Raw genomic sequence first — 20,718 nt, 5'->3', positions numbered from 1 at the left:
ATGCCGGCGGCATTCACCGCGGCCTCGTCCATGCCGGTGGCCCAGACGTCGCCGATGAGCTTGGCGGTGCCGGTGGCGCCTTCCTGCGCGGCCAGGTTCTCGACCAGCTTCTGCTGGATCTCCAGCGAGCGCTCGGACAGGACCACGAACGGGCCCCAGGTGGTGCGGTCGGACGGCACCGGGTTGGCGGCCAGCCACTTCGAGTTCACGAAGCCGTCGAAGTCCTGGCAGGCGGCGATGGTGGTGTCCACGTCGCTGGCCTGCAGCGAGACGGCGGGGGTCTTGAGGGTGGCCAGGTCGACCACGGGCGCGGCGGCGACCGGGGCGGCGGCGGTGTCGGCCGGGGCTTCGGTCTTCTGGCAGGCGGCGAGGGCGACGCCGACCGCGAGGGCCAGGCCGAGGGGCTTGAGGTTGCGAGGATTCACGGGAAGCTCCAGGCCCGTCCGGGCCATCAGGAAAAGTGGGCCGGCCGCGGTCGCGGACAGCCCCGCGATTCTGGACCCCTCCCCCCGCCCCGGCATAGGCCACTCGTCACCCTTGCACGTGCGCAAAGCGCATGCCGGAGGCAGGGCGGGAAACGAAAAGCCCGGCGCGGGGCCGGGCTTTTCGGTGCAGCGGGGTGCGGGGGATTACCAGATGACGACGCGGTCTTCGCCCGAGCGGACCATCTTGTCGCCTTCCTTGCAGCCGAAGGCTTCGGCGAAGGCCGGCAGGTTGGACGGCGCGCCGATCGCACGGAACATGCCCGGCGAGTGCGGGCCGACCGTCAGCTGCTGCTTGAGCTGCGCCTCGGTGAACGCGATGCGCCAGACCGTGGCCCAGTTCATGAAGAAGCGCTGGTCCTGGCTGAAGCCGTCGACCATCGGGTCGGCGAAGCCCTCGCCCTGCGCACGCTTGAGCGCGTCATAGGCGACCGTGACGCCGCCGAGGTCGGCGATGTTCTCGCCCAGGCCCAGGCGGCCGTTGACGAACATGCCCGGCAGCGCCTCGTAGCCGCTGTACTGCTCGGCCAGCTTGTCGGTGCGCGCGTTGAAGTTGGCGCGGTCGGCGTCGGTCCACCAGTTGGCCATGTTGCCGGCCGCGTCGAACTTGCTGCCCTGGTCGTCGAAGCCGTGCAGCATCTCGTGGCCGATCACCGCGCCGATGCCGCCGTAGTTGAGCGCATCATCGGCATTCACGTCGAAGAACGGCGGCTGCAGGATCGCGGCCGGGAACACGATCTCGTTGGCGGTGGAGCGGTAGTACGCGTTCACCGTCTGCGGGCTCATGCCCCACTCGCTGCGGTCGACCGGCTTGCCGATCTTGTCCAGGTTGTAGCGGTAGTTGAAGGCCGAGGCGCGCATCAGGTTCTGCGCGTAGCTGTCGCCGCCGACCTGCAGGCCGCTCCAGTCACGCCACTTGTCCGGGTAGCCGACCTTCGGCGTGAAGGTGGACCACTTCTCGATCGCCTTGACCTTGGTCTCCTCGCTCATCCACTCCAGGTTCTCGAGGCGGACCTTGAGCGTGGCCATCAGGTTCTGCACCAGGGCCTCCATCTTGGCCTTGGACTCCGGCGGGAAGGCCTGGGCGACGTAGAGCTGGCCGAAGCCTTCGCCCATGCTGCCGTTGAGCGCGCCGAGCACGCGCTTCCAGCGCGGCTGCATCTCCTGCTGGCCGGCGAGGGTCTTGCGGTAGAACTCGAAGTTGGCCTGCTCGAAGGCGCTGCTCAGGTAGGGCGCGGCGCCGTCGATGGCGCGGAACTTCAGCCAGGTCTTCCACTGCTCCACCGGCACGTCGGCCAGCATCGCGTCGAACTCCTTGAAGAAGCCCGGCATCGCCAGCGAGAAGCTGGCCGGCGCCTCGACGTCGAGCGCCCCGAAGAATGCGGTCCAGTCGAAGTTCGGCGTGCTGGCGTTGGCGTCGGCCAGGCTGACCGGGTTGTAGCGGGTGGCCGGGTCGCGCAGCTCGACGCGGCCCAGCGAGGCCTTGGCGATGCGGGTTTCGAAGTCCATCACCTGCTGCGCCTGGGCCTTGGCGGTCTCGGCGTCGGCGCCGGCCAGGGTCATCAGCTTCTCGACGTGGGCCAGGAACGCGGCGCGGATCGCCTTGTAGTCCTCGCGGTCTTCCAGGTAGTAGGCCTTCTCGGGCAGCGACAGGCCGCCCTGGGTGGCGTAGGCGATGTTGGTGGTGGAGTCGTTGTAGTCGGCCATCGCGTAGAAGCCGAACAGCATGCCGTTGCCTTCCGCGTAGGCCGCGCCCAGGTAGGCGGGGATGTCGGTGTTGGCGGCGATGGCGTCGATGCGGTCGAGCTCGGGCTGGATCGGGGTGATGCCGGCCGCCTCGATCGCGGCCTCGTCCATGCCGGCCTTGAAGAAGTCGCCGACCTTGCGCTCCATGCTGCCTTCCGGGAAGTCACCGGCGGCCGCGGCCTTGGCGATCTCGTGCTGCACCTGCAGCGAGCGCTCGCCCAGCGCCGGGAAGGCGCCCCAGGTCGTGCGGTCGGCCGGCACCGGGTTGGCGGCGAGCCACTTGGCGTTCACGTGGCCGTTGAAGTCCTGGCAGGCCTGGATCTCGGGGCTGATGTCGTCGGCGCGCAGCGCGATCGGCTGCTGGGCGACCTGGGACAGGTCGACGGTGAGCTTCGGGGCCTCGGCGACGGGCTCGGCGGCCGGCGTCTCGGCCTTCTGGCAGGCGGCCAGGGCGACGGTGATGGAGAAGGCGAGGGCGAGTGGCTTGATCTGGCGCAGGTTCATGGAATCCCCGGGGTTTGGGCAACGGACGGCGAAGCCTAGGGCATCCGGGGTGAGCATGGTGTAGGCCAGAGGTCATGGCCCGGGCCCGCGGGGCGATTGCCAGCCCCGGCCCGATTGCGTACCTTGGGGGCGTTGGTCCTGGACTCCCATGCTCATGAAGCCCCGTCTCCAGACCCGCAGTCACGCCGGTGGCCCCGTCCTGCATCGGCTTTCTGAAGGTCACAGCGCAATCGCGCCATCCGATCGCCCCCGGGCGTCGATGCTCCTTGCCCGCACGTCCGTGCGCCGGCAGACGGTGGAATTCCTGCTCATCACCCCGGTCGCCCGCGCGGCCGGCGGCGAGTCCCTGGCCTGAATCCGGGCGCGTCGCCGCGTCCCGGCAACGGGGCGGGGCGGCGGGCTCCCACCGCTGTTGATCCCGAGGAGATGGCAATGCGCGTTCTGGCCTGTGATGGCATCCATGAAGACGGTCTGGCCCTGTTCAAGCAGGCGGGCTGGACGGTCGAGGTTTCCGATCCGATCAAGGACCCCAAGGTCCTGGCGGACCGCCTGGACGGGTTTGACGCCGTGCTGGTGCGCTCGGCCACCCAGGTCCCGGCCGAGGCGCTGGCGAAGGCCGGCAAGCTGCGGGTGATCGGCCGCGCCGGTGCCGGCGTCGACACCATCGACGTGGACGCCGCCACCGCGCGCGGCATCGCCGTGATGAATGCGCCCGATGGCAACACGCTTGCGGCCGCAGAGCACGCGCTGTCGCTGCTGTTCGCGCTGGCCCGGCACGTGCCGCGCGCCGATGCCGGCATGAAGGCCGGCGAGTGGCCCAAGGCCGGCCTCACCGGCTTCGAGCTCGAGGGCAAGAAGCTGGGCGTGATCGGCCTGGGCCGCATCGGCGCCACCGTGGCGCGCAAGGCGCAGGGCATCGGCATGGAAGTGGCCGCGCACGATCCCTTCCTGCCGGCCTCGGCGGCGGGCAAGGGCAGCGTGCCGCTGATGGCGCTGGACGACCTGCTGGCCTGGGCGGACGTGATCACCCTGCACATCCCGCGCACCAAGGACACCACCAACCTGCTCGACGAGGCGCGCCTGCGCGCGATGAAGAAGGGCGCCTTCCTGGTCAACGCCGCGCGCGGCGGCCTCGTGGATGAAGACGCGCTGCTGCGCCTGCTCGAGGAAGGCCACCTCGCGGGCGCCGCGCTCGACACCTTCGTCACCGAGCCGCTGCCGAAGGACTCGGCGCTGCGCGGCAACGCCAAGCTCATCCTCACCCCGCACCTCGGCGCCAGCACCGGCGAGGCGCAGCAGGCGGTGAGCACCATCCTGGCGCGGCAGATCATCGACTTCGTCGCCACCGGCGCGGTCGCCGGCTGCGTCAACCTGCCGCCGCTGACGCCGGAAACCGCGCGCGAAGTGGGCCCGTGGATGCCGCTGATGACCGCGCTGGGCAAGCTGGCCGCGCGGCTGGTGCCGGCGCCGACGCGCCTGCAGGTCACCTATGCCGGCCGCACCGAAGGCCTGGACACCCGGCCGCTGACGCGCCTGCTGGTGGCGGCGCTGCTGGGTCCGGCCTCGGGCCGCGTCACGCCGGTGAACGCGCTGCATGAAGCCGCCGCGCGCGGCCTCGAAGTGGCCGAGACGCTCGGCGGTGACGGCGACGGCTTCGACCGCCTGCTGCGTATCCGCGTCGAGGCCGGCGGCACCGTGCGCGAAATCGAGGCCACCCTGCACCGCGGCCCGCGCGTCGTGCGCCTGGACGGCGTCGAACTCGACTTCGACCCGCTGGCGCACATCCTGCTGATGCGCAACGAGGACAAGCCAGGCGTGATCGGCCTGGTCGGCTCGCACCTGGGCGCGGCCGGCGTGAACATCGTCAACTTCTCGCTCGGCGCCACCGGCGACGGCGGCGCCATCGCCGCGATCACGGTGGACCGCGAGGTGCCGGCGCCGCAGCTGGCCTCGCTGCGCGGCATCCCGGGCATCCTGGCGATGGAGCAGGTCTGATGAAGGTCCTGCTTGCCCGCCACGGGGAAACGCCGTGGAATGCCGAAGGCCGCTACCAGGGCCAGCGCGACATCGCGCTGTCGCCGGTCGGCGAGGACCAGGCCCGCAAGCTCGGCCAGCGCCTCGCCGGCGTGGACATCACCCGCGCGGTGGCGTCACCGCTGTCGCGCGCGCGCCGCACCGCCGAACTGGCGCTGGGCGAGGCGCGCGCCGCGTCGCTCACCTTCGATCCCGGCCTGCAGGAAATCGGGCACGGGGATTGGGAAGGCCTGCTGGCCGCCGAGATCCGCGCGAAGGACCCGGTGCGGCTGAAGGCCTGGCGTGATGCGCCGGAAACGGTGCAGATGCCGGGCCCGGGCGGCGAGTCGATCGTGGAGGTGCTTGACCGCGCCTGGCCCGCGCTCCAGCGCGCCTGCGAAGGGCTGTGCGCCGACGACACGCTGCTGGTGGTGGCCCACGACGCGGTGAACCGCGTGATCCTGTGCCGCATCCTGGGCCTGCCGCTGTCGCGGATGTGGAGCTTCCGGCAGGCGCCGACCACGCTGAACCTGCTCGAGGGTGACTCGGCGACGTCGCTGGACGTGGTGCGGTTGAACGACTGCAACCACCACACCGGCCTGTTCGGCGAAGCGGTGCACCGGGCGCTCTAGCGCCCGGATCCACGGGGTCAGTCGGCGGCGCCGGAGTCGGCGTCCGCCGGTGGTTCGTCGCCCTCGGGCGCCTCGGGCTGGCCGGCGCGCTTGCGGGCGGCCTTCTCGGCTTCCTTTTCGGCCTTTTTCTTGGCCTTGGCGAGCTCGCGCTGGCGCTTTTCGAACGAGTAATTGGGCTTGGCCATGGGCGAACTCGGTGCGGGGAGGCGCCCAGTCTAACCGCTGGGATGCGCCGGCGGCCCGCGCGCGGCGGATAATGTCGCCATGAAGCGAACCCTCGAGCAGTGGCTGGCGTACCAGCAGCAGGTCCATCCCCGCGACGTGGCCCTGGGCCTTGAGCGCGTGGGCGAGGTCTTCCGGCGGCTGGCGCCGGGCCGGCCAGGCCGCCAGGTCGCGGTCGTCGGCGGCACCAATGGCAAGGGCTCCACCGTCGCCTTCCTCGAGGCGATGGCGCGGGCGGCCGGGCTTCGGGTGGGCGCGTTCACCTCGCCGCACCTGCTTCGCTACAACGAGCGTGTCCGGATCGACGGCGCCGACGCCGACGACGCTGCGCTGGTCGCTGCCTTCGAGCGCATCGAGGCCGCGCGCGGCGAGATCCCGCTGACCTATTTCGAGTTCGGCACGCTGGCCGCGCTGCTGCTGTTCGCCGACGCCGGCCTGGACCTCGCGATCCTCGAAGTCGGCCTGGGCGGGCGGCTGGACGCGGTGAACATCATCGACGCGGACGTCGCGATCATCACCACCGTCGACCTGGACCACCAGGACTACCTGGGTCCGGATCGCGAAAGCATCGGCGCCGAGAAGGCCGGCATCCTGCGCGCCGGCAAGCCCTGCGTGCTGGCCGAGAAGGACCCGCCGTCGTCGGTGCTGCGCCGGGCCTATGCGATCGGCGCGTTCGCGATCCGCGGGCATTCGGATTACCTGGTCGATGAGCTCGGCGCCGAGGGCTGGCGCTGGCGCGAGCCGGGCTACGAGATCCTGCTGCCCCACCCCGGTCTGGAAGCGCCGGCGCAGCGCGGCAATGCCGCGGCCGCGATCGCGGCACTGCGTGCGCTCGACCTGCCGGTTCCCGACGAAGCGCTGCGCGCGGGCGTGCGTGATGCACGCGTGCCCGGCCGCCTGCAGCGGCTGCCCGGCGCGCCCGAGCGGGTGCTGGACGTGGCCCACAACCCGCAGGGCGCGCGCCAGCTGGCCGAATGGCTGGCGGCGAACCCGCGGCCGACGGTCGCGGTGTTCAGCGCGCTGGCCGACAAGGACATCGCCGGCATCGTCGAGCCGGTCGCGCCGCACGTGCAGGCCTGGCACCTGGGCCCGATCACCGACGCCGGGCCGCGCGGACTGCCGGTGGCCGAGCTGGCCCGGCGCGTGCGGGCGGCCCTGCCGGAGGCGGTGATCGAGCCGCACGCCAGCCTGGCTGCGGCGCTGGCGGCGGCGGCCGGGTCCGCCGGGCCGGACGGGCGCGTGCTGGTGTTCGGCTCATTCCACACCGTCGCTGAAGCGCTGGCTTCGCGCTGAGCCGGAGCGGTCGGCAACCCGGCTATAATTCGCGCCACTCCCCGGCCGGACCGCGCCCCGATGGATTCAGCCCTGAAACAGCGCCTGATCGGCGCCGCCGTGCTGGTGGCGCTGGCGATGATCTTCCTGCCCATGCTGCTCAAGGGCCCCGACACCACCGAACCCGACGCCGCGCGCGTGCCGCTGGACATGCCGGCCGCGCCCGACCAGGCCTTCGAGACCCGCGAAGTTCCGCTGACCCTGCCGGCGCCGGAGGCCCCGGACGGCGGCGTGCTCGGCATGGACACCCGTCCGCCGGCTACCGATGACCCGAACGCGGTGGCCACGGTCGACCAGACCGGGCTGCCGCCTGCGCGCACCGACGTCGAGCCCGAGCCCGAGGATGCGCCTGCGATGGCGGTGGACGCCGCCACCGGCCTGCCCGAGCCGGCGCCTGCGCCCGCGGCCGCTGCGCCGACGCCCGCACCCGTTACCGCGACGTCCGAGCCTGCGCCGGTCGTCGCGCCCGCGCCGGTCGAACCCGCGCTGCCCGCCAGCACTGCGGGTGGCCGCTACGTGGTCAACGTCGGCAGCTTCTCCAATCTCGCCAACGCCCGCAGCCTGGCCGACAAGCTGCGCTCGCGCGGCCTGCCGCTGACCAGCGAATCTGTGGACGTCGGCGGCAAGCCGGCGATGCGCCTGCGCGTAGGCCCGTATGGCGACCGCACCGCCGCCGAGGCTGCGCGCCTGCGGGTGGAATCGGTCACCGGCGGTTCCGCGGCGGTGGTGGCGCTCGACGCCGCGTCGTCGTCTCCCGCGCCGGCCCCCGCGCGCGCCAGCACCGCGGCGACCGTGGGCTTCGCGGTGCAGCTCGGTGCGCTGAGCTCGGAGGCCGACGCCAACGCGCTTCGCGACCGCGCCCGCGCCGCCGGCTTCATCGCCTTCCACCAGCGGGTGAACACCGATCGCGGCGCCGTCTGGCGCGTGCGCGTGGGCCCCGAGGCCGACCGCGCCGCCGCCGACCGCCTGCGCGACGCCGTACGCAGCCAGCTCGGCCTGCCCGACGCGATCGTCGTGCCGCACCCGTGATCGTGAACCCGCGCCGCCGATGAACTGGGCCGACTACGCGCTGCTGGTGGTGCTGCTGGTGTCGATGGGCGTCGGCCTGTGGCGTGGCTTCGTGGTCGAAGTGCTGTCGCTGACCGTGTGGATCGCCGCGTTCTGGCTCTCGATTGGTTTTGGCGCTGACGTCGCGGCGTGGTTCACGGGCGTCGAAGAGCCGTCGGCGCGCCTGTTCCTCGGCTATGCCGGCGTCTTCGTGGGCGTGCTGCTGCTCGGCGGCCTGGTCACCTGGGCCCTGGGCAAGTTCATCGCCAACACCGGGCTCTCGGCCACCGACCGCGTGCTGGGCGTGGGCTTCGGCCTTCTTCGCGGCTTGGTGCTGGCCTGCGTGGCGGTGCTGTTGATGGGCTTCACCACGCTGCCGTCCGAGCCCTGGTGGCAGGCTTCGAAGCTGATGCCCGGCGTGCAGCTGGGCGCGGAGTGGATGCAGGGCTTCCTGCCGGCCAGCGCCGCCGAAGAATTGCGCTTCGCGCCGCCGTCCGCGGCGTCGTCCGAATTGATCGACCTGGTCGTGCCGCATGAAACGGCCGACCCCCCTGTTCCGGAGAACTGAACCATGTGCGGCATCATCGGAATCGCCGGCGCCACCGACGTGGCGGCCGCCCTGTACGACGGCCTGACGGTGCTGCAGCACCGCGGGCAGGACGCGGCCGGCATCGCCACCATGGACGGCAACCGCGTGCACTTGCACAAGGGCAACGGCCTGGTGAAGGAAGTCTTCGACGAGCGCGCGATGGCGCTGCTCACCGGTCGCGTCGGCATCGGCCATTGCCGCTATCCGACCGCGGGCTCGGAAGGTTCCGACGAGGCGCAGCCGTTCTACGTGAACTCGCCGTACGGCATCGCGCTGGCCCACAACGGCAACCTCATCAACACCGATGCGCTGCGCCGGCTGGTGTTCGAGGAGGACAAGCGCAACGTCAACACCGAGTCCGACTCCGAAGTGCTGCTGAACGTCTTCGCGCACGAGCTGGCCCAGCAGGGCGCGCTGACGCCGCAGGCCGCGGTGGCCGCGGTGGCCGGCGTGCACCGCCGCTGCACCGGCGGCTACGCGGTGGTGAGCATGGTGCTGGGCCTGGGCCTGGTCGCCTTCCGCGACCCGCATGGCATCCGTCCGCTGGTGCTGGGCAAGCGCGTGGGACCGAACGGCACCGAGTACGCGGTGGCGTCGGAGTCGGTGGCGCTCGACATCCTGGGCTTCGTGCGCGAGCGCGACGTGCAGCCGGGCGAGGCGGTGGTGATCAACTTCCGCGGCGAGCTTCACGCCGAGGTCTGCGCCGCGCCGCGGCCGCACGCGCCCTGCATCTTCGAGTACGTGTACTTCGCGCGCCCCGATTCCATGATCGAGAACATCTCGGTGCACAAGGCGCGCATGCGCATGGGCGTGACGCTGGGCCAGAAGATCCTGCGCCTGCGGCCCGACCACGGCATCGACACGGTGATCCCGATCCCCGACACCTCGCGCGACGCCGCGCTGGAGATCGCCAACGTGCTGGGCGTGAAGTACCGCGAGGGCTTCATCAAGAACCGCTACGTCGGCCGCACCTTCATCATGCCGGGGCAGGGCGAGCGCGTTAAGTCGGTGCGCCGCAAGCTCAACCCGATCCCTCTGGAGTTCAAGGACCGGGTGGTGCTGCTGGTGGACGACTCGATCGTGCGCGGCACCACCAGCCAGCAGATCGTGCAGATGGCGCGCGACGCCGGCGCCAAGAAGGTCTACCTCGCCTCGGCGGCGCCGCCGGTGCGGCATCCGAACATCTACGGCATCGACATGCCTTCGGCGGACGAGCTGGTCGCCCACGGCCGCACCGAGGCCGAGATCGAGAAGCTGCTGGGCTGCGACTGGCTGATCTACCAGGACCTGGCCGACCTCGAGGCCGCGGTGGCCGGACCGAAGTTCCCGGGCCGCCCCTTCGATAGCTCCTGCTTCAGCGGCGAGTACGTGACCGGGATCGAGCCGGGCTATTTCGAGCGCATCCAGCAACTCCGCTCCGACGACGCCAAGCGCAAGCGCCGCGCCGGCTGATCGCGCGCTTTCGGGGCTTGGCGTGATCTAACGCGGATCAGGGCGGATGGACGCGGATAAAAGCGGATAAGGAAAATTCTTTTGGTGGTTCAAGGCCAGGATTGCTGTCGTCGCTCCGCGGTCTGACAACAGTCGCCGCGGCCCAAACTGGCTTCGCTCTATCCGCGTTTATCCGCGTCCATCCGCCCTGATCCGCGTTCAAACATTGGACCCATTCCCGTGCCGAACACCACAACCACGCCATCACTGCACGAAGCCGCCCTGGCCTGCCTGATGGCGCGGGAGCCGGGGGAGAAGCTGCGGATGACGCATGCGGTGGCTGCGGCGTTCCGGGCGGGTGCCCTGGCCGTGCCGGATGCGGCGCCGGCCGCGGAGCTTATCGCGGTGCCCGGGCGGCCGGAGCGGCCGGTGCTGGTGTCGCCGCGGGAGGTGCCGCAGCGCGGGCTGGGCAGCGTGGCGGGGCGCGCGGCGTTCCTGCACGCGGTGGCGCATATCGAATTAAATGCGGTGAACCTGGCCTGGGACGCGGTGTACCGCTTCCGCGGGATGCCGCGCGGGTTCTATGCCGACTGGGTGGCGGTGGCCGACGACGAGGCGCGCCACTTCGCCATGCTGTCCGCGCGGCTCACCGCGCTGGGTGCCGCCTACGGCGACCATCCCGCGCACAACGGGCTGTGGGAAATGGCGGTGGCCACCGCCGACAGCTGCCTGCGGAGGATGGCGCTGGTGCCGCGCGTGCTCGAGGCGCGCGGGCTGGACGTGACGCCGGGCATGATCACGCGGCTGAGGCTCAACGGCGACGAGGCTTCGGCCGAGGTGCTCGAAGTGATCCTGCGCGAGGAAGTGGCGCATGTCGCCGCCGGCACCCGCTGGTTCCACTGGTGCTGCGAACGCGAGGGCCTGCCGCCGGGGCGAGAGTTCATCCGGCTCGTGCGGGAGGCCGCGCGCGGCTCGCTGCGCGGGCCCTTCAACCGCCCGGCGCGCCATGCCGCCGGTTTCGACGACTACGAAATGAGCGAACTGGAAGCGATGGAGCCCGCGCGATGAAACGATTGCTGCTGCCCGCCTTGCTGCTGCTGGCCGCCTGCCAGCCGCAGGAAACCGACCCGGCCTACGACGAGGCCAAGGGCGCCGAGCTGCTGGCCGCCTACGAGGCCGCGCGCGCCGACGGTGATTTCGAGATCGCGGAGGCGCGCGGCGACGAGCTGCGCCAGCGCCACGGTGAAACCCAGGCCGCGGCGAAGATGCGCGAGACGCTGGAACAGGTGCGGGTCGAGGCCGAGGCGATGCGTGAGCGCCGCCGCCTGATCCAGCTCTGGGACTACCAGGCGAACCCGGTGGAAGGCGGCATCCAGCACAGCGCCACGATCTACAGCCGCGTCGCGGTCGATCCCGAGACCGGCCGCGCCCTGGCCATTCCCGACGCCCAGCTCGTGCTGCGCCGGCATCCGGCCTGGGGCGAGAGCGCCTACCTGGTGCTGACCCAGAAGACCCTGAAGTGCGGGCCGCCGTGCCGGCTGAAGATCCGCCTCGACGACGGCGAAACGCTGTCCTTCGAGGGCGATCCGGCCGACACCGGCACCGGGCCGGCGCTGTTCATCGTTGATCGCGACCGCTTCCTCGCTGCAATGACCGAGGCCACGCGCGTGCGCATCGAGCTGCCGTCCTCGGGCGCGCTGGTGCCGGTGTTCGAATTCGAGGTCGGCGGCTTCCAGCCGGCGCGGCACCTGCGCGACTGAGCTCAGTCGGTCGGGACCAGGGCGTCAAGGCGCAGACCGTCGCCATCAAGGCGCAGCACGCTGCCCTGGTCGTACCAGTCGCCCAGCACGATGCGCTGGGCGCGACGGCCGGCGACCTCCAGCGAATGCATGGCCGGCCGGTGCGTGTGGCCGTGAATCAGTCGCGTCACGCCGTGGCGCGCCATCAGGTCGGCCACCGCGGCGGGCGCGACGTCCATGATCGCTTCCGACACGCCCTTCTGGTGCTGCTGGCTGGCGGCGCGTGCCTGGGCCGCGAACGCCTGGCGAGCGGCCAGCGGCTGGGCCAGGAAATTCGCCTGCCAGGCCGGGTCGCGCACCTGGCTGCGGAAGGCCTGGTAGGCGGTGTCGTCCGTGCACAGCAGGTCGCCGTGCATCAGCAGCGTGGGCACGCCGTGCAGGTCCACCACGCAGGGGTCGGGCAGCAGCGTGGCGCCGCAGCGTTCCGCCATTCGCTGGCCGTAGAGGAAGTCGCGGTTGCCGCGCATCAGGAACACCGGCACGCCGCTGTCGGCGACCGCCTTCAGCGCCGCGCAGACCGAGGCCCCGGGTTCTCCCGGATCATCGTCGCCCACCCAGGCCTCGAACAGGTCGCCGAGCACGTAAAGCGCCTCGGCCGAGCGCGCTTCGCCGGCCAGGAAATCCAGGAACAGCCGGGTGATGCCCGGGCGCGCCACATCCAGGTGCAGGTCGGAAACGAAGAGCACGGTCATGGCGTCGCGGCGTCCCCTTCGACCGGCGCGGCGTCGTCGGCGGGCGCCGGGCCGGCAGGCGGCGGGTCGAGCACCTGAACGCGTTCGATCACCACCGGCACCACGGGCACCCAGGCCGGGAACGGGCCGTCGGCCCCGGTTGGCACCGCCGCGATCCGGTCGATCACTTCCAGCCCCTGCAGCACCCGTCCGAACACCGCGTAGCCGGCGGTGTAGGGATCGCCCGGCGCGGTCTGGTCCAGCTTCGGGTTGTCGGCCAGGTTGAAGAAGAACTGGGCGGTGGCCGAATCGAGCACGCCGCGATCGCGCGCCGCCGCCACCGTGCCCCGGCGGTTGGACAGCCCGTTGCCGCCCTCGTGCGCCACCGGCGCCCGGCTGGGCTTTTGCTGCAAGTCCGGGGTGAAGGCGCCGGCCTGCACCAACAGGCCCGGGATGACGCGATGGAACACGGTGCCGTTGTAGTGGCCGTCGCGGGCGTAGGCGAGGAAGTTCTCGACCGTCTTCGGTGCCGCGGCCGCGTCGAGCTCCAGCGTGATCTCGCCCAGCGTCGTCACCAGCAGCACCCGCACGGGCGGCGGTGCCGGCGCGAACTCCGGCGTGGGGAGAGCGGGACTCGCCTGCGCGATGCAGGCCACCAGCGCCAGAAGCAAGGTCAGGGCAAAGCGGAAAGGCATCGGCACACCAGTTCAAAACCCGCCGCCATGGTACCCCTCCCACAGGGGTGGAGGCAGGGGCGGGGGAGGGTGGGGAAATGGCGTAAAATGGCGGGCCCTTTGATCCCGAGCCCGGCCCGATGACCTGCCGTACCCGCTTCGCCCCCAGCCCGACCGGTTTCCTGCACATCGGCGGCGCCCGCACGGCGCTGTACTGCTACCTGGAGGCGCGCCGGCGCGGTGGCCAGTTCATCCTGCGCGTGGAGGACACCGACCGCGAGCGCAGCACCCAGGCCGCCATCGACGCGATCCTGGAGGCGATGGACTGGCTGGGCCTGGAGTACGACGAGGGCCCCATCTTCCAGACCGCGCGCCTGGACCGCTACCGCGAGGTGGCCGAGCAGATGGTCGCCGCCGGCACCGCCTACTACGCCTACGAAACCAAGGAAGAGCTCGAGGCCATGCGCGAGGCCGCGATGGCCGCCAACCTCAAGCCCCGCTACAACGGCCATTACCGCGACCGCAACGCGCCTTACTGCGACGACCCGAACCGGGTGATCCGCTTCAAGAACCCGATCGGCGGCACCGTGGTGTTCGAGGACAAGATCAAGGGCCGCATCGAGTGGAGCAACGACGAGCTCGACGACCTGGTCATCTTCCGCTCCGACGGCTACCCGACCTACAACTTCGCCGTGGTGGTGGACGACCTGGACATGGGCATCACCGACGTCATCCGCGGCGACGACCACGTCAACAACACCCCGCGCCAGATCAACATCTACAAGGCGCTGGGCGCGACCGTGCCGCACTTCGCGCACATGCCGATGATCCTCGACCCCGAGGGCGCCAAGCTGTCCAAGCGTTCGGGCGCCGCCAACGTGATGTCGTACAAGGAAGAGGGCTACCTGCCGCACGCGCTGGTGAACTACCTGGCGCGCCTGGGCTGGTCGCACGGCGACCAGGAGATCTTCAGCCGCGGCGAGCTCAGGCAGCTGTTCGCCATCGAGGACGTGAACCAGAAGGCTTCGCGCCTGGACCCGGCCAAGCTGGGCTGGCTCAACCAGCACTACCTCAAGACCGACGATCCGGCGGACGTCGCGAAGCATTTCGAACCGCAGCTGCTGGCCCACGGCTACGACCTGTCGAAGGGTCCGAAGGCCGCCGACGTGGTGGTGGCCCTGCGCGACCGCGTGCAGACGCTCAAGGAAATGGCCGAGCGCGCCCAGGTCTGGTACCAGCCGCTGACGCAGTACGACGAGGCCGCCGTGGCCAAGCACCTGGTGGCGGCCGCGAAGGCGCCGCTGGAAACGGTGCGCGCGGAGCTCGCCAAGCTTACCGAGTGGTCCGCGGCCGCCGTGCACGGCGCGCTTGAAGCCACCGCCGCGACGCTCGGCATCGGCCTGGGCAAGATCGCCCAGCCGCTGCGCGTCGCCATCACCGGCACGCAGGTGAGTCCGTCGATCGACCACACGGTGTTCCTGGCCGGGCAGGCCGAGGCGCTGGCCCGCATCGACGCCGCACTGGCTCGTCTTCCCGCCTGAACCGCGACCGCGCCTTCACCCGCCGCGAATTGATTTCGCGCCGGGCAGGGGCCACCCTAGCGCCATGCCCAAGACCGCCCGCGAGCACGACTGCACCAACCCCGAGCATCACGTGCACGATGCCGGCGGCTACCTGCACGCGGTCGAGCAGGCCTGCGAGGAGCGCGGCGTCCGCCTGACGCCGCTGCGCGCCCAGGTGCTGGGCCTGATCGCCGAGGCCGGCCGGCCGGTGAAGGCCTACGACCTGCTCGATTCGATGAAGGCGCTCAACGGCTCCAGCGCGCCGCCCACCGTGTACCGGGCGCTGGATTTCCTGCTTGAGCAGGGTTTCATCCACCGCCTGGCCTCGATGAATGCCTTCGTCGGCTGCCACCACCCGCACGAGCGCCATTCGGTGCCTTTCCTCATCTGCGATGGCTGCCACTCGGCGATCGAGCTCGAGGACGAGCGCATCACCCGCCTGCTCGACGCGCAGGCCAAGGCCATGGGCTTCTCGCCCCGCGCCCAGACCCTCGAGGTACACGGCCTGTGCGCCCACTGCTCCGCGGCCTGACCCGCACCCTGTTGGCGACCGCCGTGGCCCTGGCCGCGGCGGGTGCCCACGCGCAGGACTATCCGATCGACCCGCCGGGCGCCGAGCCAGGCAAGGGCCCGGTGCCGCCCGCCGGCATCGCGCTGCCCGAGCTGCTGGCGCCCGCGCCGGAGCTGGTCACGCCGCTGGCCCTGCTGGATCGCCTGGTGGTGCCCGGCACGCGCCTGCAGCTCGAGTGGCGCCCGGGGGGCGGCATCAGCAATGCCGAGATTCCCAGCCCTGTGATCGTCGCGCGCGGCGCCAAGGCCGGCCCGGTGCTGTGCCTGGTGGCCGGCATCCACGGTGACGAGATCAACGGCGTCGAGATCGTCCGGCGCCTGTCGCACGGCGTCGATCCGACCCGGCTGTCGGGCACCGTGATCGGCGTGCCGATCGTGAACGTGTTCGGCTATTCGCGCGGCAGCCGCTACCTGCCGGACCGGCGCGACCTGAACCGGCATTTCCCGGGCAGCCGCAGCGGTTCGATCGCCTCGCGCATTGCCAACGCTTTCTTCCAGGACATCGTGCGGCACTGCGACGTGCTGGTGGATTTCCACACCGGCTCGTTCGACCGCAGCAACCTGCCGCAGGTGCGCGCCGACCTGACCAACCCCGACGTACTCGAGTTCACCCGGGGCTTTGGCGCCACCGTGGTGCTGCACAGCCCGGGCAACCGCGGCATGCTGCGCGTCGCCGCCACCAAGGTCGGCATCCCCGCGGTCACCTTCGAGGCCGGCGCGCCGACCCGGCTCGAGCCGGCCGAGATCGCGCAGGCGGTGGCCGCCATCGACCGGCTGATGATCAAGCTGGGCATGCGCGAAGACCCCAATGCCGGCCTGCCGCTGCCCGGCGAAACGCCCGTGTTGGCGCCCGAGGCGCCCGAGCCGGCGCCGATCTTCCTGGACTCGCGCTGGGTGCGCGCCAACTCCGGCGGCCTGCTGATCAGCGACGTGTCGCTGGGGCAGCGCGTGCTGGCCGGGCAGCGGCTGGGCAAGGTGATCGACCCGGTCAGCAACGTCGAGCGCTACATCCTGGCGCCGGTGCCCGGCCGCGTGATCGGCATGGCGCAGAACCAGGCCGTGCTGCCGGGCTATGCCGCCTTCCACCTCGGCACCGAGACCAGCGAACAGCAGGCGGTGCAGGAAGCGGCCGCGCCTGGCCCGACGCCGGCCGAAGCCGTGGCCGAGGATCCCGAGGACCGGCCCGAGGCCGTGGACGTCGAGGACGGCGAGGACTACGAGTAGTCCCCGCCGCCCGCGACGTCAGAAGTCGACGCGCAGGCCGACCGCGATGTTGCGACCCGCCAGCGGCGCGACGTCCTTCAGGAAGGAGGTGTGCGCGCGCGCGTCTTCGTCGGAGAGGTTGCGGCCTTCCAGGAAAGCTTCCCAGCCGGCGCCGCCGACATCCCAGTGGTAGGCCACGCCGGCGTCGAACAGCGTGTAGCCCTCGGTCGCCGATTCCAGCGCGGCCACGTCGTCCTGGTCGGCGACGCGGATGGCGCCGACGCGCGCGCGCCAGTTGCCGCGGGTCCACGACAGGTCGGCGCCGACGCGCGACGGCGCGATGCGCGGCAGGTTGCCACCGCCGTCAAGCTCGGCGTCGACCGCGTCGGCAAACACGCGCAGCGTCCACAGGCCGGTCGAGTTCTCGACCAGGTCCACCTGGCCCTCGGCTTCCCAACCGGTGAAGGTGGCGTCGCCCTGCACCCAGGTGCGCACCGGCAGCTCATCGAGCTCGAGATCGGTGTCGGCGAGATAGATGAAGTCGTCGAAGCGGGTCTGGTAGACCGAGACCTTGCCCTCGAAGCGACCGGCGTGCAGGTGCAGGCCCAGCTCGCCGCTGAGCGCGGTCTCGGTGTCGAGGCCGGCGTCGCCGATCTCGTAGCTCTGGGTGGCGATGTGCGGTCCGTCCGAGAACAGCTCTTCGGCCGACGGCGCCCGCTGGGCGCGGTCGAGGTTGGCGCTCAGGTGCATGTTCTCACTGAAGCGCCAGAGCGCGCCGACGGCGAGGCTGGTGGCGTTCTGGTCCACGGTGGGCAGGTCGCCGGCCGGGTCGATGCTGACGCGGTCGTGGCGCGCGCCAAGCTCGAGCTTCACGTCGCCGAAGTCGCGCTCCTGCACTACGAAGAAGCCCAGGTCGCGACTCACCGACGGCGGCACGAAAGCCTCGTCGCCGATCGCGGAGAAATCGCGGTCGCCGTACTGCAGGCCGAAGGCGCCACGCCAGCCGTTGATTTCGTTCTGCACGGCCTCGAGGCGCGCCTCGGTACCGCGGTTCTCGAACACCGTGCCCACTTCCTCGCCCTCGAACTCGGTGTGCTCGTACTGGCTGCGGGTGACGCGGTAGTTCAGCTCCTGCAGCGGGCCGAGGCCGCGGATGCCGCCGCGCACGTCGATGCGGTCCTGCAACATGTCGAGGCGGACGACCTCTTCGCCTTCCTCCTCCTCGTCGCCATGGTCCTCGCCTTCCTCGTGGTGGGCGTGGGCGCCCGGCGGGATGCCGTAGTCGGTGCGGTAGGTGCTGACCGCGGCGCCGAGCCAGCTGCGCACGCCGAACCAGGTGGCGCCGACCGCGCCGCCCAGGGTCGAGAGCGAGCTGTTGGGCAGGCGGCCCTGGGCCAGTTCCTCGGGCGACTCGCCTTCCTCGATTTCCTCGGCCACCAGTTCCGGCGAGTAGGCAAAGCCGGGGATGCGCACATCATTCGCCTCGCGACGGAAGCCGTCGGCGTGGAAGGTCCACGGGCCGGCGTCGGCGTCGAGGCGGAACATCGCGGTGTTCTCGTCGGCGGCGCTGCCGTGGCGGACCTCGGCGCGGCCGGCGACGTCGCGGCCGACGCGGCGGGTCGGCACGCGGCCGTCCACCACGTTCACCGCGCCGCCGATGGCGCCGCTGCCGTAGAGCAGGGTGGCCGGGCCCTTGAGCACTTCGATCTGCTCGGCCAGGAAGGGCTCGATGGTGACCGCGTGGTCGACGCTGACGGTGGAGACGTCGAGCGAGCCGGTGCCGCTGCTGAGCACCTGCACCCGGGCGCCGTCCTGGCCGCGGATGATCGGGCGGCCGACGCCGGCGCCGAAGAAGGACGACTGCACGCCGGTCTGGCGCTCCAGGGTTTCGCCGAGGTTGCCGGCCTTGCGGGCGTCGAGCTCCTCGCCGCGCAGCACGTCCACGGGGCGGGAGAGGTCGTCGATGGCGTTGCGCAGCGGCGAGGCGGTGACTTCGACGGCATCGAGCACGCGGGCATCGTCGTGCTCGTGGCGGTCGGCACGCTCGTCGGCCTGGGCGAACAGGGGCAGGGCGAGCAGGATGGCGGCGGTCAGCGGAGCGTGGCGGGGCATGGGCAATGGGTCCGGTTGCGGGAGGTCGGGGCGCAATGTTATATTGTTCCACCTTAAGCGCAAGACCCCCCAACGTCATGGTCGCGATCGTCAAACGCCGCAAGCTGCAGCTGCCGCCCTGGGCCGACCGCCTGGGCGCGATCGGCGCGTTCATCTGCGCCCTGCACTGCGCGCTGATCCCGATCGCGCTGGCGCTGATCCCCACGCTGGGGCTGGGCCTGGTGGCCTGGCACGGCGCGGAGATCGGCTTCAGCGTGCTGGCCACGGTGCTGGCCATCACCAGCCTGGTGCTGGGCTACCGCAACCATCGCGCCTACCACGCCTGGCTGCTGGTGGCGCCGGGCCTGGCCCTGATCTGGGGTTCGCTGCTCTACCCGCCGCTGCACGCTTCGGTGCTGCCGCACGCGGCGGCGATGACCGTCGGCGGCGTGCTGATCGCGCTGGCGCACCTGGTCAACCTGCGCCTGTCCTACGGCCACACCCACTGAGGCCGGCGCCCCACCTTGGTGGGGAAGGCGCGCGGTGATAGGCTACGCGCCTCACCGGACACCACTTTCAAGGAATCACCATGGGTAGGGGCGACAAGAAGACCGCCAAGGGCAAGCGTTTCACCGGCAGCCACGGCAACGCGCGACCGCAGACCACCAAGAAGCCGACCGCCGGCAAGACCGCGGCCACGGTGAAGGCCCCGGCCAAGGCCGCCGCCACCAAGGCCCCGGCCAAGAAGGCCCCGGCCAAGAAGGCCGCCGCCGCGAAGTAATTCGCCGCGCACCGGCTGTACCGCACGAAGCCCCGCACCGCGGGGCTTCGTCGTTTCCGGACTCAGTTGCCCACGCGGCGGCCGGCGATGTGGACGGCGTGCACCAGATCGCCGCCGAGCCAGTAGGCCAGTTCGGCCGGATGCTGGATGTTCCACTGCACGAAGTCGGCGCGTTGCCCCGGCAGCAGGCGGCCGCAGTCGTGCAGGCCGAGCGCGAGCGCGGCGTTCACGGTGGCGCCGCGCAGGGCTTCCTCGGGCGTGAGGCGGAAGTGGGTGCAGGCCAGGCTCATCGCCAGGCGCAGCGACTGCAGCGGCGAGGTGCCGGGGTTGAGGTCGGTGGCGACGGCCATGGGCACGGCGTGTTCGCGCAGCGCGTTGATGGGCGGCAGCTTGGTTTCGCGCAGCACGTGGAAGGCGCCGGGCAGCAGCACGGCGACGGTGCCGGCGGTGGCCATGGCGCGCACGGCGTCTTCGCCGGTGTATTCGATGTGGTCGGCAGAGAGGCCGCCGAACTCCGCGGCCAGCGCCGCGCCGCCGAGGTCGCTGAGCTGGTCGGCGTGCAGCTTTACCGGCAGGCCGAGCGCGCGTGCGGCCTCGAATACGCGCCGCGTCTGCGCCGGGCTGAAGCCGATGCCTTCGCAGAAGGCGTCGACGGCGTCGACCAGGCCTTCGGCGTGCAGGCGCGGAAGCCACGCGCAGACTTCGGTGATGTAGTCGTCGGCGCGACCGGCGAACTCGGGCGGCAGCGCGTGCGCGGCGAGACATGTCGTGCGGACCGTGAGTCCGAGCGCGTCGCCTACGTCGCGCGCCACCTGCAGCATTTTCCGTTCGTTGTCGAAGTCGAGGCCGTAGCCCGACTTGATCTCGAGCGTGGTCACGCCGTCGGCGCGCAGCGCGCGGGCGCGGGGCAGGGCGGCGGCCAGCAGCTGTTCGCGCGAAGCGGCGCGGGTGGCGCGCACGGTGGAGACGATGCCGCCGCCCTCGCGCGCGATCTGCTCGTAGCTGGCGCCCTGCAGCCGGCGCTCGAACTCCGGCGCGCGGTCGCCGGCGAACACCAGATGGGTGTGGCAGTCGACCATGCCCGGCGTGATCCAGCGGTTCCCGGCGGATTCGATGCGGGCGGCCAGCGCGGCGGGTTCGCCGGGCAGGTCGGCGCGCGGGCCGGCGTAGGCGAGCAGGCCGTGCTTCCAGGCCAGCGCGCCGTCCTCGATCGCGCCCCACGCGCCAAGGTCGTCGCGCAGCGTCACCAGCCGCGCGTCGACCAGCAGCTTGTCCCAGGGCGGGGCGAGGCGGCCGATCATCGGATGGCGCCCTCATGGCGCAGCAGCTCGGGCACGAAGCCGTACTCGCGCGCGATCTCGTCGCTGTG

19 protein-coding genes and 1 pseudogene are annotated in these 20,718 nt (G+C 71.5%); 13 read left to right on the top strand and 7 right to left on the bottom strand.

Annotation, left to right across the window (positions count from 1 at the left end; all coding sequences use genetic code 11):
* Window positions 1–425, bottom strand: a pseudogene (locus tag Q0C12_RS09120) (peptidase); the annotation flags it as partial.
* A 204-nt stretch (window positions 426–629) separates the two neighbouring features.
* Window positions 630–2,732 (bottom strand): M13-type metalloendopeptidase, encoded by a 2,103-nt coding sequence (locus Q0C12_RS09115; RefSeq protein ID WP_290889253.1) that lies wholly within the window; start codon window positions 2,730–2,732, stop codon window positions 630–632.
* Window positions 2,733–3,164: 432 nt separating this feature from the next.
* Between Q0C12_RS09115 and serA the strand changes: the two genes are divergently transcribed.
* Complete coding sequence (gene serA, locus Q0C12_RS09110; RefSeq protein WP_290889250.1) at window positions 3,165–4,727, top strand: phosphoglycerate dehydrogenase; 1,563 nt, start codon at window positions 3,165–3,167, stop codon at window positions 4,725–4,727.
* Window positions 4,727–5,377 (top strand): histidine phosphatase family protein, encoded by a 651-nt coding sequence (locus tag Q0C12_RS09105; protein WP_290889248.1) that lies wholly within the window; start codon window positions 4,727–4,729, stop codon window positions 5,375–5,377. The genes serA and Q0C12_RS09105 overlap by 1 nt, the downstream gene beginning before the upstream one ends.
* 17 nt (window positions 5,378–5,394) lie before the next feature.
* Here the strand turns inward: Q0C12_RS09105 and Q0C12_RS09100 are convergent, their stop codons facing one another.
* A complete protein-coding gene (locus Q0C12_RS09100) occupies window positions 5,395–5,562 on the bottom strand; it encodes a hypothetical protein (RefSeq protein ID WP_290889245.1) in 168 nt (55 codons plus the stop codon).
* A 79-nt stretch (window positions 5,563–5,641) separates the two neighbouring features.
* Between Q0C12_RS09100 and folC the strand changes: the two genes are divergently transcribed.
* The 6 genes from folC (at window position 5,642) to Q0C12_RS09070 (ending at window position 11,758) form a co-directional block, all read left to right on the top strand.
* The gene (gene folC, locus Q0C12_RS09095; protein WP_290889243.1) at window positions 5,642–6,892 is read left to right on the top strand and encodes a bifunctional tetrahydrofolate synthase/dihydrofolate synthase; all 1,251 of its coding nucleotides are present in this window, start codon (window positions 5,642–5,644) and stop codon (window positions 6,890–6,892) included.
* A gap of 60 nt (window positions 6,893–6,952) precedes the next feature.
* Complete coding sequence (locus Q0C12_RS09090; RefSeq protein WP_290889240.1) at window positions 6,953–7,960, top strand: SPOR domain-containing protein; 1,008 nt, start codon at window positions 6,953–6,955, stop codon at window positions 7,958–7,960.
* A gap of 19 nt (window positions 7,961–7,979) precedes the next feature.
* On the top strand, window positions 7,980–8,546 hold the full coding sequence (locus Q0C12_RS09085) for a CvpA family protein (protein ID WP_290889237.1): 567 nt from the start codon (window positions 7,980–7,982) through the stop codon (window positions 8,544–8,546).
* Window positions 8,547–8,549: 3 nt separating this feature from the next.
* Window positions 8,550–10,019 carry an amidophosphoribosyltransferase gene (gene purF, locus Q0C12_RS09080; RefSeq protein WP_290889234.1) on the top strand — a complete coding sequence of 490 codons (1,470 nt, stop codon included), beginning with the start codon at window positions 8,550–8,552 and terminating at the stop codon, window positions 10,017–10,019.
* A gap of 273 nt (window positions 10,020–10,292) precedes the next feature.
* Window positions 10,293–11,066, top strand: coding sequence for a ferritin-like domain-containing protein (locus Q0C12_RS09075; protein WP_290889268.1), 774 nt, complete (start codon window positions 10,293–10,295; stop codon window positions 11,064–11,066).
* The gene (locus tag Q0C12_RS09070; RefSeq protein WP_290889231.1) at window positions 11,063–11,758 is read left to right on the top strand and encodes a hypothetical protein; all 696 of its coding nucleotides are present in this window, start codon (window positions 11,063–11,065) and stop codon (window positions 11,756–11,758) included. Before Q0C12_RS09075 ends, Q0C12_RS09070 begins: the two co-directional genes overlap by 4 nt.
* Window positions 11,759–11,760: 2 nt before the next feature.
* Here Q0C12_RS09070 and lpxH read toward each other — a convergent pair whose 3' ends face one another.
* Both lpxH and Q0C12_RS09060 read right to left on the bottom strand, forming a co-directional pair.
* Complete coding sequence (lpxH, locus tag Q0C12_RS09065) at window positions 11,761–12,489, bottom strand: UDP-2,3-diacylglucosamine diphosphatase (protein WP_290889228.1); 729 nt, start codon at window positions 12,487–12,489, stop codon at window positions 11,761–11,763.
* Window positions 12,486–13,163, bottom strand: a complete 678-nt coding sequence (locus Q0C12_RS09060) for a peptidylprolyl isomerase (protein ID WP_290889225.1) — start codon at window positions 13,161–13,163, stop codon at window positions 12,486–12,488. Before Q0C12_RS09060 ends, lpxH begins: the two co-directional genes overlap by 4 nt.
* 119 nt (window positions 13,164–13,282) lie before the next feature.
* Between Q0C12_RS09060 and gltX the strand changes: the two genes are divergently transcribed.
* The 3 genes from gltX to Q0C12_RS09045 all read left to right on the top strand — a co-directional run bounded on the left by gltX (window position 13,283) and on the right by Q0C12_RS09045 (window position 16,498).
* Window positions 13,283–14,683: a glutamate--tRNA ligase gene (gene gltX / locus Q0C12_RS09055; protein ID WP_290889222.1), complete on the top strand. Its 1,401-nt coding sequence runs from the start codon at window positions 13,283–13,285 to the stop codon at window positions 14,681–14,683.
* 64 nt (window positions 14,684–14,747) lie between these two features.
* The gene (locus tag Q0C12_RS09050) at window positions 14,748–15,236 is read left to right on the top strand and encodes a transcriptional repressor (RefSeq protein WP_290889219.1); all 489 of its coding nucleotides are present in this window, start codon (window positions 14,748–14,750) and stop codon (window positions 15,234–15,236) included.
* Entirely contained in the window at window positions 15,212–16,498 is a 1,287-nt protein-coding gene (locus Q0C12_RS09045; RefSeq protein WP_290889216.1) for a succinylglutamate desuccinylase/aspartoacylase family protein, read from the top strand. The genes Q0C12_RS09050 and Q0C12_RS09045 overlap by 25 nt, the downstream gene beginning before the upstream one ends.
* Window positions 16,499–16,516: 18 nt before the next feature.
* Here Q0C12_RS09045 and Q0C12_RS09040 read toward each other — a convergent pair whose 3' ends face one another.
* On the bottom strand, window positions 16,517–18,589 hold the full coding sequence (locus Q0C12_RS09040; RefSeq protein ID WP_290889213.1) for a TonB-dependent receptor: 2,073 nt from the start codon (window positions 18,587–18,589) through the stop codon (window positions 16,517–16,519).
* 77 nt (window positions 18,590–18,666) lie between these two features.
* Here Q0C12_RS09040 and Q0C12_RS09035 point away from each other — a divergent pair, with 77 nt between their 5' ends.
* Window positions 18,667–19,077 (top strand): MerC domain-containing protein, encoded by a 411-nt coding sequence (locus Q0C12_RS09035; protein ID WP_290889210.1) that lies wholly within the window; start codon window positions 18,667–18,669, stop codon window positions 19,075–19,077.
* 80 nt (window positions 19,078–19,157) lie between these two features.
* Window positions 19,158–19,349 carry a 30S ribosomal protein THX gene (locus Q0C12_RS09030; RefSeq protein ID WP_290889207.1) on the top strand — a complete coding sequence of 64 codons (192 nt, stop codon included), beginning with the start codon at window positions 19,158–19,160 and terminating at the stop codon, window positions 19,347–19,349.
* 62 nt (window positions 19,350–19,411) lie between these two features.
* Here Q0C12_RS09030 and hutI read toward each other — a convergent pair whose 3' ends face one another.
* Window positions 19,412–20,650: an imidazolonepropionase gene (hutI, locus tag Q0C12_RS09025; protein WP_290889204.1), complete on the bottom strand. Its 1,239-nt coding sequence runs from the start codon at window positions 20,648–20,650 to the stop codon at window positions 19,412–19,414.
* Between the last annotated feature and the right edge of the window lie 68 nt (window positions 20,651–20,718).

This window comes from Arenimonas sp. (assembly GCF_022842045.1).
In the GTDB taxonomy this organism is placed as follows: domain Bacteria; phylum Pseudomonadota; class Gammaproteobacteria; order Xanthomonadales; family Xanthomonadaceae; genus Arenimonas.
This window is presented reverse-complemented; position numbering and strand designations above follow the sequence as displayed.

Coding starts and splice junctions, on each gene's coding strand:
- folC (WP_290889243.1), top strand. CDS start 5,642: ATGAAGCGAACCCTCGAGCAGTGGCTGGCGTACCAGCAGCAGGTCCAT.
- Q0C12_RS09050 (WP_290889219.1), top strand. CDS start 14,748: ATGCCCAAGACCGCCCGCGAGCACGACTGCACCAACCCCGAGCATCAC.
- serA (WP_290889250.1), top strand. CDS start 3,165: ATGCGCGTTCTGGCCTGTGATGGCATCCATGAAGACGGTCTGGCCCTG.
- Q0C12_RS09090 (WP_290889240.1), top strand. CDS start 6,953: ATGGATTCAGCCCTGAAACAGCGCCTGATCGGCGCCGCCGTGCTGGTG.
- Q0C12_RS09070 (WP_290889231.1), top strand. CDS start 11,063: ATGAAACGATTGCTGCTGCCCGCCTTGCTGCTGCTGGCCGCCTGCCAG.
- Q0C12_RS09100 (WP_290889245.1), bottom strand. CDS start 5,562: ATGGCCAAGCCCAATTACTCGTTCGAAAAGCGCCAGCGCGAGCTCGCC.
- hutI (WP_290889204.1), bottom strand. CDS start 20,650: ATGATCGGCCGCCTCGCCCCGCCCTGGGACAAGCTGCTGGTCGACGCG.
- Q0C12_RS09075 (WP_290889268.1), top strand. CDS start 10,293: ATGGCGCGGGAGCCGGGGGAGAAGCTGCGGATGACGCATGCGGTGGCT.
- Q0C12_RS09085 (WP_290889237.1), top strand. CDS start 7,980: ATGAACTGGGCCGACTACGCGCTGCTGGTGGTGCTGCTGGTGTCGATG.
- gltX (WP_290889222.1), top strand. CDS start 13,283: ATGACCTGCCGTACCCGCTTCGCCCCCAGCCCGACCGGTTTCCTGCAC.
- Q0C12_RS09115 (WP_290889253.1), bottom strand. CDS start 2,732: ATGAACCTGCGCCAGATCAAGCCACTCGCCCTCGCCTTCTCCATCACC.
- Q0C12_RS09105 (WP_290889248.1), top strand. CDS start 4,727: ATGAAGGTCCTGCTTGCCCGCCACGGGGAAACGCCGTGGAATGCCGAA.
- Q0C12_RS09040 (WP_290889213.1), bottom strand. CDS start 18,589: ATGCCCCGCCACGCTCCGCTGACCGCCGCCATCCTGCTCGCCCTGCCC.
- Q0C12_RS09035 (WP_290889210.1), top strand. CDS start 18,667: ATGGTCGCGATCGTCAAACGCCGCAAGCTGCAGCTGCCGCCCTGGGCC.
- Q0C12_RS09060 (WP_290889225.1), bottom strand. CDS start 13,163: ATGCCTTTCCGCTTTGCCCTGACCTTGCTTCTGGCGCTGGTGGCCTGC.
- Q0C12_RS09030 (WP_290889207.1), top strand. CDS start 19,158: ATGGGTAGGGGCGACAAGAAGACCGCCAAGGGCAAGCGTTTCACCGGC.
- lpxH (WP_290889228.1), bottom strand. CDS start 12,489: ATGACCGTGCTCTTCGTTTCCGACCTGCACCTGGATGTGGCGCGCCCG.
- purF (WP_290889234.1), top strand. CDS start 8,550: ATGTGCGGCATCATCGGAATCGCCGGCGCCACCGACGTGGCGGCCGCC.